General features: G+C 70.0%; 9 protein-coding genes. 5 read left to right on the top strand and 4 right to left on the bottom strand.

Features of this window, described 5'->3' with window-relative positions; all coding sequences use genetic code 11:
• Positions 1-56: 56 nt before the first annotated feature.
• Positions 57-1226 (top strand): exonuclease SbcCD subunit D, encoded by a 1170-nt coding sequence (locus DW298_RS13585; protein WP_136042990.1) that lies wholly within the window; start codon positions 57-59, stop codon positions 1224-1226.
• Complete coding sequence (locus DW298_RS13580; RefSeq protein WP_136042989.1) at positions 1227-4223, top strand: SMC family ATPase; 2997 nt, start codon at positions 1227-1229, stop codon at positions 4221-4223. It abuts the gene before it with no gap.
• Positions 4224-4268: 45 nt separating this feature from the next.
• On the opposite strand, the gene DW298_RS13575 is transcribed toward DW298_RS13580, so the two are convergent.
• On the bottom strand, positions 4269-4826 hold the full coding sequence (locus tag DW298_RS13575) for a nucleoside phosphorylase (RefSeq protein WP_136042987.1): 558 nt from the start codon (positions 4824-4826) through the stop codon (positions 4269-4271).
• A gap of 109 nt (positions 4827-4935) precedes the next feature.
• On the opposite strand from DW298_RS13575, the gene nadE reads away from it, so the two are divergent.
• Positions 4936-5754, top strand: coding sequence for an ammonia-dependent NAD(+) synthetase (gene nadE, locus DW298_RS13570; RefSeq protein ID WP_136042985.1), 819 nt, complete (start codon positions 4936-4938; stop codon positions 5752-5754).
• Between the two features lie 89 nt (positions 5755-5843).
• Complete coding sequence (locus DW298_RS13565) at positions 5844-9314, top strand: bifunctional RecB family nuclease/DEAD/DEAH box helicase (protein ID WP_136042984.1); 3471 nt, start codon at positions 5844-5846, stop codon at positions 9312-9314.
• A gap of 101 nt (positions 9315-9415) precedes the next feature.
• Here the strand turns inward: DW298_RS13565 and upp are convergent, their stop codons facing one another.
• Complete coding sequence (gene upp / locus DW298_RS13560) at positions 9416-10048, bottom strand: uracil phosphoribosyltransferase (protein ID WP_021198071.1); 633 nt, start codon at positions 10046-10048, stop codon at positions 9416-9418.
• Positions 10049-10142: 94 nt separating this feature from the next.
• Between upp and DW298_RS13555 the strand changes: the two genes are divergently transcribed.
• Positions 10143-10598 (top strand): nucleoside deaminase, encoded by a 456-nt coding sequence (locus tag DW298_RS13555; protein WP_136042983.1) that lies wholly within the window; start codon positions 10143-10145, stop codon positions 10596-10598.
• A gap of 28 nt (positions 10599-10626) precedes the next feature.
• On the opposite strand, the gene DW298_RS13550 is transcribed toward DW298_RS13555, so the two are convergent.
• Together DW298_RS13550 and DW298_RS13545 are read right to left on the bottom strand one after the other, a co-directional pair.
• Positions 10627-11052, bottom strand: coding sequence for a hypothetical protein (locus tag DW298_RS13550; protein WP_136042982.1), 426 nt, complete (start codon positions 11050-11052; stop codon positions 10627-10629).
• A 12-nt stretch (positions 11053-11064) separates the two neighbouring features.
• Positions 11065-12036 carry a cation diffusion facilitator family transporter gene (locus DW298_RS13545; protein ID WP_136042980.1) on the bottom strand — a complete coding sequence of 324 codons (972 nt, stop codon included), beginning with the start codon at positions 12034-12036 and terminating at the stop codon, positions 11065-11067.
• Between the last annotated feature and the right edge of the window lie 55 nt (positions 12037-12091).

The following is a 12091-nucleotide window of genomic DNA, read 5'->3' as shown; positions in this document are numbered from 1 at the left end:
CGGATGCCGCGGCACGCCTCGGACGTAATGTCCGAGGGTGTTCGTACCGTGTGAGTATGCGAATCCTGCACACCTCCGACTGGCACATCGGCCGGACGTTCCATGGCAACTCGACCATGGACGCGCTCGCCGAGGTGCTCGGGGCGCTCACGGAGCAGGTTCGCGAGAACGAGGTCGACGTGGTCGTCGTCGCGGGCGACGTCTTCGACTCCGCGACCCCCTCGGGCGCCGCCTACACGCTGCTCGGCGATGCTCTGGTGTCACTGCACGAGACGGGCGCCCGCGTCATCGTCACGAGCGGCAACCACGACTCGGCCGCGCGGCTCGGCTTCCAGGCCCGTCTGCTCCGCGAGGGCATCCACGTGCTCACCGATCCGCTCGCGGTCGGTCTGCCGGTCACCATCGCCGACGCCGAGGGGCCGGTGCACTTCTTCGGCATCCCCTATCTCGAACCGGCGATCGTCCGTCAGCACTGGCCCGAGGGCGACAGCTCGGGGCGGCAGCTGCGTACGCAGGCGCAGACCATGGCTCACGCGATGGATCTGGTCCGCGCCAGTATGCGCGAGCACGAGGGGCGTTCGGTGGCGATCGCGCACTGCTTCGCGGCGGGTGTCGACGCGACCGCCGGCCTCGAGCGCGAGGTGCGCCAGGGCGGACTCGACGTCGTGCCGCTGAGCGTCTTCGACGGCCCCGACTACGTCGCGCTCGGACACATCCACGGGCGGCAGCAGATCAGCGAGCGCGTCCGGTACGCCGGCGCTCCGCTGCACTACAGTTTCGGCGAGCAGCACAAGCCGCGCGGATCCTGGCTGGTCGAGCTCGATGCCGAGGGACTCGCCGCAGTCGAGTGGCTCGAGCTGCCCGTCCCGCGTCGACTCGTCACGCTCACGGGCTCGCTCGAAGAGATCCTCGCAGCCGACATGGTCGCCGAGCACGCCGACGACTGGGTCTGCGCCGTCTACACGGATGCGGTGCCGCAGTCCGAGCCGATGCGGCGTCTGCGGGAGAGCTATCCCCACTGCGCGATGGTGCAGCATCAGCCGGCGGCTGTCGCCGAGGTGGAAGAGAAGTCGTACGTGCAGCGGCTGCGCACCGCCGTCACCGACGCCGACCGTATCGAGGCGTTCCTCGAGCACGTGCGGGCAGGTCGTGGGCCCACCGCAGTCGAGCACGAACTGATCCGCGCGGTGCTCGATGAGCGCGTGCGCGCGGAGGCACTCGTCTAGATGCGTCTCCATCGCCTGGAGGTCGAGGGCTTCGGTCCCTTCCGTTCGCGGCAGGTCGTCGACTTCGATGCCTTCGCCGACGACGGCATCTTCCTGATCGCCGGCCGCACGGGGGCCGGCAAATCGAGCATCCTCGACGCCGTGTGCTTCGGGCTCTACGGCGGCGTGCCTCGCTACGACGGCGGCGAGAAGCGGCTGCGCAGCGATCACTGCGAGCCCGATGATCCGTCGGAGGTGGTGGTCGAGTTCAGCACTCCGGCGGGCCGCTTCCGCGTGACACGCTCGCCGGAGTACCTGCGTCCTGCCAAACGCGGTGGCGGCATGACCAAGCAGGCATCGGCCGTCGCCCTCGACGAGTGGACCGACGCCGGTTGGATCGGTCGTGCCGCTCGGGCGGTCGATGTGGGGAACGAGCTCGACGAGATCCTGCAGCTCAGTCGCGAGCAGTTCCTCCAGGTGATCCTGCTCGCGCAGAACCGATTCTCCGAGTTCCTGCTCGCGGGCAGCAGAGACCGCCAGGCACTGTTGCGGCGACTGTTCGGCACGCAGCGGTTCGAAGACGTGCAGGCGCGTTTCGACGAGCGTCGCCGGGAGGCGGAACAGACACTCGGTGCCCGGCTCGCGACGGTGAATGCGCGTATCGACGAGGCCGAGCAGCTCGTGGTGGCGAGCGGGCTCTTCGGCGACTCCGACGACGGGACAGCGCCGGCCGACGACACGGCGGCGTCCGGACCCCAGCCGGTCGACGATCGCCTCGAAGCCCTCCGGCGCGCGAGGGCGCGTGCCGACTATCGGGCGGAGCGCCGAGCCTCGGAACGGGCGGAGGCGGAGAAGCGTGCGGCTGATGCCGACGCGGCGCTCGCCACGGTGCGAGAAGAGCAGCACGCCCAGCGGGAACGCGATCGCGCCCGGGCAGCGCTGGAGCGGCTGGATGCCGAGGCGCCGTCGATCGATGCTGCCCGTGCCGAGTTCGCGGCCGCGCGTGCCGCTGAGGCGGTGCGGTCGACGATCACTGCCGCGGCCCGCGCGCAGACGGCGCTCGCCCGCGCGTCCGAAGACGAGCAGCGGGCACGAGGGGTGTGGGAGGCGTACGAGGTCTCCGTCGACGGCGACCTCGAGGCCTGGGTGGCCGACCGCACCAGGGAGAGCGGATCCTGGGAGCGGGCGCGTGAGCTCGAGGGGCAGGTGCCAGCGCTCGAGGCCGAGCTGCTGTCCGCCGAGGAGGCCGTAGCCGCGGCGACCGCGCGTCTCGAAGCCGGAGAGGCGGAGCGCACAGACCTCCCCTCCGCGATCACCGCGCTGACGGCGGAACGCGATCAGAAGCGCCGCCTCGCCGACCGGGCGGGCGATGCCCGAGCGGCCCAGGAGGAAGCGGACGCGCGACGGACGGCTGCCCGCGAGGCGCAGCGGCTACAGACGGCGCTGGCCTTGACCGAGGTCGAGCTCGCCGACGCCACCGCCGTGCACGCCACCGCGCAGACGAACCTCGCACAGCTGCGCCAGCGTCGGATCGACGGGATGTCCGGCGAACTCGCGTCGAGCCTGCGTGCCGACCAGCCGTGTCCTGTCTGCGGTTCACTCGAGCATCCGGCTCCTGCCACGCACGCCGATCCCGTCTCACCCGAAGACATCGCCGAAGCGGAGAATGCCCGAGACGTCGCGGCGCAGCGGGAGCGTGAACTCTCCTCGGTGTCGTCGACCCTGCGCGCCGAGCTGGCGGCCGCCACCGCGCGCGCCGATGAGCGGGACATCGAGCAGGCCGACACGGAGTATGAAGCGGCTGCGGCGGCGCACGCGCGGAGCCTCGCCGCCGCCGACGAACAGAAGGCGCTCGACACGCGACTGAGTGAGCTCGTCGACCGGGTCGCACAGCTCGACGCCGAGAAGACCGAGAGCGTGGCGGCCCTCGCTCATGCGCGGGAGCAGCACGCTCTGCTGCGGCAGCGGAGCGCGGAGGCCCGCGAGCTGATCACCGAGGCGCGAGGCACGTTCGACACGGTCGCCGAGCGCCTTGCCGACATGGCCGCACGGATCTCTGCCGCCCGGGCGGTCGCCCAGGCGACCGCCGAACGTCTGCGGAGGGCGCAGGCGCTCGCCGAAGCGGAGGCCGAGCGGGATGCGGCGCTCGCCGACTCGCCGTTCGACGATGCGACTGCCGCCGAGCACGCTCTTCGGTCGGCAACGGCGCAGGAGGCTCTCGACCAGCGGATCGGCGAGCATGCCGTGCAGCGGGAGAAAGAGCGAGCGATCCTCTTCGACCTGGAGTTGCGGACGCTCCCCGAAGAGCCGATCGACGTCACTCCCGTCGAGGAGGCTTCGGTGGCAGCCCGCACGACCTGGACCGACGCGGTCGACGCGGCGGCCCGAGCTGCGGGTACCGCCGAACGCCTCGGGAGCCTGATCGATTCCGCCGCCGCCGAGCACGCGCGCACCGCCGAAGATGCGGCTGCGTTCGAGGTCTTGCAGAACCTCGCCGACACGATCGCCGGGCGCGGAGCCAACACCCGCAAGATGACGCTCGAGACATTCGTCCTCGCGGCCGAGCTGGAAGAGATCGTCGAAGCGGCGAACCGGCGGCTGCACGACATGTCGACCGGCCGCTACCAGCTGCAGCACTCCGATGCGCTCGCGGCTCGAGGGGCCGCCTCGGGGCTCGGGATCGTGGTCTCCGACGCCTTCACGGGGCAGACGCGGCCGCCGCAGTCACTGTCCGGGGGTGAGACCTTCCTCACGTCGCTCGCGCTTGCACTCGGCCTCGCCGAGGTGGTGACGGCGCGGGCCGGCGGCATCCGTCTCGACACGCTCTTCATCGACGAGGGATTCGGATCGCTCGACGGCGACACGCTCGATGTGGCCATGCGCACGCTCGACGAACTGCGCCAGGGCGGCAGGACGGTCGGAGTCATCAGTCACGTCGAGGCCATGCAGGAGCAGATCCCGGCTCAGCTCACGGTCCGGGCGCTGCCGAACGGTCCGAGCATCATCGAGGCGCGCTGAACCGAGGTCCGCGCGCCGAGGTGCAAGCTGACGCGCTCCGCCGTTTCAGACCCCGTACTCAGCGCGGATGAAATCGCGCAGTTGCACGCTGCAACGGGCGACGGCCTCGCGCCAGTCGGTCAACGCGCCGTCCTCGGCCTGGTCGGACACGGCGCGGAACACGCGGATGGGCACGCCGAACTGGCCGGCGACCCAGATGTAGGCGTAGGTCTCCATGTCGACCAGCGCCGCTCCCGATGGGCGGATCACAGCGGTGACCTCGGCGTCCTCGACGAAGTGGTCACCGGTGGCGATCAGGACGCCGTCGTGCCCGGTGCTGACGCGCGCCGGCAGCGAGACGTGCTGACCGGCGACGCCGTCGAGGTCGGTGACGTCGTGCTGGAACGCCGTGCCGACCTCGTGGACGGTCGCCTCGAGATCGGGATCGATCGCGCCCGCGGTGCCGACGACCACGATCTCGTCATAGACCTTGGCGTCGAGAGCACGCGTGAGGGCGTACGTCGCCTGAAGCTTGCCGGGGCCGGTCACGAGTCGGTCGAAGCCGTCGAGCTCCTCCGGGAAAGCGGACAATTCGGATGCGAGCGCGGCGACGAGAAGTTTCACTGCCACATTCTCTCAGGTCGAGACTGACAGGAGCATGCGAGCGCCGCGGCGTCACCCTGACGTAACACGGAAGGGAGATACTGGGTCCAGGAAACGAGCGGAGGATCACATGTCGTTGCAGCAGCAGATCTCTGAGGACCTCGGCGTCAGGGCCGAGATCGACCCCGAAGCCGAGACCGAGCGTCGCATCGGTTTCCTCGCCGACTACCTGCGCACGACCGGAGCGAAGGGCTACGTGCTCGGCATCTCCGGCGGGCAGGACTCGACGCTGGCCGGTCGCCTGGCCCAGCTCGCCGTCGAGCGGGTGCGGGCCGAGGGCGGCGAGGCGAAGTTCCTCGCCGTGCGTCTGCCGTACCGCGTGCAGCACGATGCCGACGATGCTCAGGCCGCGCTCGCCTTCATCGCCCCGGACGCCTCTGTCGAGGTCAACATCCAGAACGGCGTCGACGGTGTCGAGGAGGACATCGAGTTCGCGGTCACGAGCGACATCAGCGACTTCAACCGCGGCAACATCAAGGCGCGCGTCCGGATGGTCACGCAGTACGCGCTCGCAGGCCACGACGGACTTCTCGTGATCGGCACCGACCACGCGGCCGAGGCGGTGACGGGCTTCTACACGAAGTTCGGCGACGGCGCGGCCGACATCCTCCCGCTGTCCGGCCTCACCAAACGCCAGGGACGCTCGCTCCTGCAGTTCCTCGACGCCCCGGATCGGCTCGCGTTCAAGGTGCCGACGGCCGACCTGCTCGACGGCCAGCCCGGTCGAGCCGACGAGGACGAACTCGGTCTCACCTACGAGCAGATCGACGACTTCCTCGAGGGGCGTTCGGTCGACCCCGAGGTCGCCGGTCGCATCGAGGCGCGGTACCTCGCCACGCAGCACAAGCGACACCTCCCGGTGACCCCGGACGACAGCTGGTGGCGCTGACCGCCCGCTCGCCTCTGCGGGAGTGCTCCGCTTCGCGTCGTGTCTGATGTCGCGGATAGTGTCGAAGCATCCGACAGAACGGGAGCATCGTGCGGATCGACACTCAGGCGCAGCGCGTCATCTGGAGCGCGAGCGACCTCAAGGCGGCCGCCGAATGCGAGTTCGCGTGGTGTCGGGCCATCGACGCGAAGCTGGGGCGGGTGCCCGCCGTCGAGGAGCCGGAAGACGCGACCCTGAAGCGTGCCGCAGAACTCGGCGACGTGCACGAGCAGAATGTGCTGGCCCGGTACATCCACGACCTCGGTGATGCGCGCGTGCACCGCATCGAGAAGGTGTCGTCGGTCGATGCCGAGGCGCTGGCGGCCGCGATCGACGAGACGGTCAGGGCGTTGCGCTCCGACGCGCTCGTGGTGTTCCAGGCGGCCTTCGCCACCGACGAGTTCGTCGGTTTCGCCGACTTCCTCCGCAAGGACGACGACGGCCGGTGGCGCGTCCAGGACTCCAAGCTGGCACGCAAGGCCCGCGTCACCGCCCTCATGCAGCTCGCGGCATACGTCGACCAGCTCGACCGGCTCGGCATCCCGCGGTCCGATGAGGTCGACCTCATCCTCGGCGACGGCACGCTCAGCACGCATCAGGTGGATGACCTCCTCCCGCTCTTCCAGGTGCGGCGGGCCCGGCTGCGGGCACTCATCGCCGACCGTCGCATCCCCGACGGGGCGACCGGCGAGCCGCTCGCCTGGGGAGACGATCGGGGCGATCTGCAGGTCGTGGCCTGCGGGCGCTGCGCGACCTGCGAGGAGCAGGTGCTCGCGCATCGGGATCTCCTGATGGTGGCGCGGATGCGTCCCGTGCAGCGCGCGCGGCTGCGGGCATCCGGCATCGAGACGATCGATGACCTGGCCGAAGCTACCGCGGCGCCGGCCGGCATGAATGTCGACACGTTCGAGACCCTTCGTGCCCAGGCGCGGCTGCAGCTGCTCGCCGATGCCGAGGGGCGGCCCACCTACGACGTGCACTATGCACCGGCGATCCACACCCTCCCGCTTCCCAGCCACGGCGACATCTTCTTCGACTTCGAGGGAGACCCTCTCTACACCGAGCCCGCCGCCGACGGAGAAGGGCACTGGGGCATCGACTACCTCTTCGGCTGGGTCGACAACGCCGACCAGTACTCGGCGCTGTGGGCGCACACCTTCGCCGACGAGAAGCGGGCGCTCGAGACGTTCCTCGACTTCGTGAATGCACGCCGGATCGCCCACCCCGGCATGCACATCTACCACTACGCGCCCTATGAGACCTCGCACCTGGTGGCGATGGCAGCACGGCATGGTGTGCGCGAGGGCGAGGTGGATCGGCTGCTGCGCGAGGGCGTGTTCGTCGACCTGTATCCGCTTGTGCTGCGGACGGTGCGCGTCGGTTCGCGTTCGTACTCGATCAAGAAACTTGAGCCGCTGTACATGGGCGAAGACGTGCGGACCAGCGACGTGCAGAAGGGCGACGACTCGATCGTGCAGTACGTCGCGGCTCGTGAGCTCGCGGCTGCGGGGGAGCAGGCCGGGGCCGACGCGGTGCTGGCAGACCTCGCCGACTACAACCGCTACGACTGCGTGTCGACCAGGCGCCTGCGCAACTGGCTGATCGACATCGCACGCAAAGAGGGCGTCACACCGGCGCCGCCGGACGAGGCCGACGAGGTCATCTACGAACCGTCGCCGCGCTCGGTCGCGCTCCTCGCCGATGCCGAGCGTGCCGTCGAAGCGGGCGACGACGGGCTCGTGCATCGCCTCGCCGCCGCCGCGATCGACTACTTCCCGCGCGAGGCGAAGAGCTTCTGGGTGTCGCATTTCCAGCGGCTGCGCGAGCCGGTGACGATGTGGGACGGTACGCGCGACGTGGTGCGCGTCGACCGCCCCTCCTCGACGGTCCGTCGCGACTGGAGCATCGGAGAGGGGCGCCGGGTGATGTCCCGCGACGTCGAGATCCGCGGCGAGGTGTCACCGGGCACCACTCTCGGTGCCGGGTCGCAGCCGTTCGCGCTCTACGGTGTTCCCGCGCCGTTCGACACCGAGGTCCCCTCGCGCGCAGTGCACGTGCCGCACACCGTCACGGTGGCGGAGGTGCTCGACGACGGTTACCTCATCACCGAATCGGCGGTCCAGGGGCAGACGTGGGACGAACTGCCGCTCGCCCTCACTCCAGCCGCGCCGCCGCGTGTCGTGTCTCTTCAGGGAGCGATCGACGAGTGGGCCGATGCGGTGCATGCCGCAGCTCCGGGGTTCCCGCACGATGCCGCGACCGACATCCTCCGCCGGATTCCGCCGCGCACCGTGTCGGGGAATCCGCTGACCGCTGCCGGCGACGACACGGTCGACGCGATCGTGTCCGGGGTGCTCGACCTCGACGACAGCTATCTCGCGGTGCAGGGCCCTCCCGGAACCGGGAAGACCTACACGGGATCCCGTGTCATCGCGCGCCTCGTGAACGAGCACGGCTTCAAGGTCGGCGTCGTCGCGCAGTCGCACGCGATCATCGAGACCCTGCTCGAGCGGGTCGTGGCCGACGGTGTCGCACCGGCTCAGGTCGCCAAGGCCCCGAAAGACCCGAACGGGGAGCACTCGTACACGACGATCCCGAAGACCGGGATGGCGTCGTTCCTCTCCGAGCACGCCGGTGAGGGTGCCGTCGTGGGCGGGACGGCCTGGGACTTCAGCAACACCCAGCGCGTCGACCGCGGCGGACTCGACCTGCTCGTGATCGACGAGGCCGGTCAGTTCTCGCTCGCCTCGACCATCGCGGTCGCCGCCGGTGCGAGGAGGCTCCTGCTCCTCGGAGATCCGCAGCAGCTTCCACAGGTGAGCCAGGGCGCCCACCCCGAACCGGTCGACGCCTCCGCGCTCGGGTGGGTGATGGACGGCGACCCGGTCGTGCGGCCGGAGTACGGCTATTTCCTGGCGCGCTCCTGGCGGATGCATCCGTTCGTCGCGGCCCCGGTATCGAAGCTCGCCTACGCCGGGCAGCTGGCGTCAGCCCCCGGCACCGAGCTGCGGTCGGTCGACGGGATCGACGCCGGCCTGCACGTGATCCCGCTGCGGCATCGTGGCAACTCGACGCAGTCTCCCGAGGAGGCCGCGGAGGTCGTCCGGCTGGTCCGCGACCTGGTCGGGCGCACCTTCACAGACAACGACGCGTCCCGGTCGGCGAGGCCGCTGGTGCCCGCCGACATCATCGTGGTCACGCCGTACAACGCGCAGCGTCAGCTGGTGCTCGATGCGCTCGCGGAGGCGGGGTATCACGATGTCCCGGTCGGCACGGTGGACAACTTCCAAGGCAAGGAGGCGGTCGTCTCGATCACGTCGCTCGCGGCCTCCAGCGGGCGGGATGCACCCCGCGGCCCGGAGTTCCTCCTGCTGCAGAATCGACTGAACGTGGCGATCTCGCGGGCTCAGGCGGTCGCCTACCTGATCCATTCGCCGGCGCTGCTCGACGATCTTCCGTATACGCCGGAGGGGGTCGCTCGCCTCAGCGCTTTCGCACGTCTGGTCGGCGCAGCGGACTGAGCATTGCGCGGTCCGCCGGCCTCTGCGGCCATGACCGCGCAGCCGATGACCGCGCAGCCCAGGACTGCGCAGCCCATGACCGCGCGAGGGACAGCGTCGGGTCAGACCGTGCCGTAGAGGCGATCGCCCGCGTCGCCGAGCCCGGGAACGATGTAGCCCTTCTCGTCGAGACGCTCGTCGAGTGCGCCGAGCACAAGGGTCACATCGCGGTCGCCGGCCATGGCCTCGATCGCGGCGACACCCTCGGGCGTGCCCAGCAGGCAGATCGCGGTGACGTCCTTCGCGCCGCGGTCGAACAGGAACTGGATCGCTGCGGCGAGCGAGCCGCCGGTGGCGAGCATCGGGTCGATCGCGAAGCATTGACGGTCACTGAGGTCGTCGGGGAGACGCTCGGCGTAGGTCGTGGGCTCGAACGTCGTCTCGTCGCGGACCATTCCGAGGAACCCGACCTCGGCGGTCGGAAGAAGCTTGACGAGGCCTTCGAGCATGCCGAGGCCGGCCCGCAGGATGGGCACCACGATCGGGCGCGGCTCCGAGATCTTGACCCCTGTGGTCGTCGTGACCGGCGTGGTGATCTCGATCGGGCTCACCTTCACGTTGCGGGTCGCCTCGTACGCGAGCAGCGTGACGAGCTCCTCCGTCAACTGCCGGAACACCGGCGAGGGGGTACGCGCGTCGCGCAGCACCGAGAGCTTGTGAGTGATGAGAGGGTGGTCGGCCACGTGAACGCGCATGGATACAGGGTAATGCGCCGCGCCTTCGGGAACGACATCGAGGCCGTCGGCTGTCGTCTCCGGCCACGATCGGCAGCTGTCGTAGGCTCGACGCATGACCGCTGCCGACGACCTCGCGATGCGGCGGGCCCTCGAGCTCGCGGCCGAGGCTGCTGCGGCGTCGGAGATACCCGTCGGCGCCGTGGTGCTGGACCCCGTCGGGCGGATCGTCGCCGAGGGCCGCAACACCCGCGAGGCCACGAACGATCCGACCGGGCACGCCGAGGTCGAGGCGCTCCGTCGGGCGGCGACATCCGTCGGCTCCTGGAATCTCGAGGGACACACGCTGGTCGTGACCCTCGAGCCGTGCATCATGTGCGCCGGTGCGATCCTCCAGGCCCGCGTCGGTCGGGTGATCTTCGGCGCCTGGGACGACAAGGCGGGTGCGGCCGGCTCGATGTACGACGTGCTGCGCGACCGGCGGCTGCCCTACCGCGCCGAGGTGATCGGCGGCATCGAAGCGGACGCCGCGACCGCACTGCTGCGGACGTTCTTCGAGCACCGTCGCTGAGCCCCGGAAGCCCGCAGCCGGGAGAGCGTCAGCCCTCGACCTCGACGGTCCACCACGCGACGTCGACCAGGCACAGCCCGTCATCCGTCGCTCGGTAGAAGACGTCTCCCGGGTACTCCTCGCCGCTGACCACCCGCTCCTCGCCGAGGGAGAGATTGATGCTCCAGTCCGGATCCAGCACGGCCTGGTCCGGCCAGTACTCGGCGACGAAACGCTCCGGCTCCTCAGCCGATAGCCCTTCCCAGTCGGCCGGCTCGCGCAGCTCCGGATCGTGACCCTCACAGACGTACACGTCGGCGTCGCCGGAGGCCGCCGCATCGATCAGGCCTTCGGTGGACTGGATCACCGCGGCGCCGTCGGCTCCCCAGATCACGGTGTCCATCGAGCAGGCCGAGAGGCCGACGGTGAGTGCGGCCGCGGCGCCGACGGCCAGGACCAGCTTCGTGCGCCTCATGGAGCCCGGGCCTCAGTCCGACGACTTCAGCACGAAGACGTCGGTCGACGGCTCCGGGTCGATCGCCGGGCGGTACACGTCCGGCTCGATGTACACGATGCGCGCGACCGGCACGGCTTCGCGGATGCGGGCCTCGATCGCGTTGATGTCATCGGCGGCTTCACGCAGCGGCTTGTCGGCGTTGAGGGCGATCTTCGCGGCGACCATCAGCTCGTCCGGGCCGAGGTAGAGGGTCTTCATGTGGATGATCTTCTCGATCTCGTCGCCGGCGTTGATGGCGTCCACGATCCGGTCGTGATCGGCCTGGGTCGCGCCCTCGCCGACGAGGAGGCTCTTGGTCTCGACGCCCAGCACGATCGCGATCAGCACCAGCAGCACGCCGATCATCACGGTGCCGAGCGCGTCGAACACGGGGTTCCCGGTGAGCAGCGTGAGGCCGACGCCGAGCAGGGCGAACGTGAGACCGGTCAGCGCGCCCACGTCCTCGAGCAGCACGACCGGCAGCTCGGGCGCCTTCGAACGGCGCACGAACGACACCCACGACTGTCCCTTCTCCCGCACGAGGTTGCTCTCGCGGACGGCCGTGCGCAGCGAGAATGACTCCAGCCCGATCGCGACGACGAGCACGACCAGGGGCAGCCACCACCAGGTCTTGTCGAGCTCGTGCGGGTTGGTCAGCTTCTCGACACCCTCGTAGATCGCGAAGAGACCGCCCACCGAGAAGAGGATGATCGAGACGACGAACGCGTACACGTAGCGCTCGCGGCCGTAGCCGAACGGGTGGGCGCGGTCGGCCTCGCGTCGCGCTTTGCGTCCGCCGAGCATGAGCAGCAGCTGGTTGCCCGAGTCGGCGACCGAATGGATCGCTTCCGCGAGCATCGAGGCGGAGCCGGAGAGGGCCCAGGCGAGGAACTTCGCGAGGGCGATGCCCAGGTTCGCCAGGAACGCCGCGACGATGGCCTTGTTGCCTCCGGATGCACTCATGGGACGAGTCTAGAACCGCCCGCCCGAGGTTGCGGGAGTGCCCGCCGTAGGATGA

The organism is Microbacterium sp. A20, assembly GCF_004794515.1.
Classification (GTDB): Bacteria; Actinomycetota; Actinomycetes; order Actinomycetales; family Microbacteriaceae; genus Microbacterium.
Note: the sequence above shows the minus strand (reverse complement) of the source record. Positions and strands in the feature narration are given on the sequence as shown.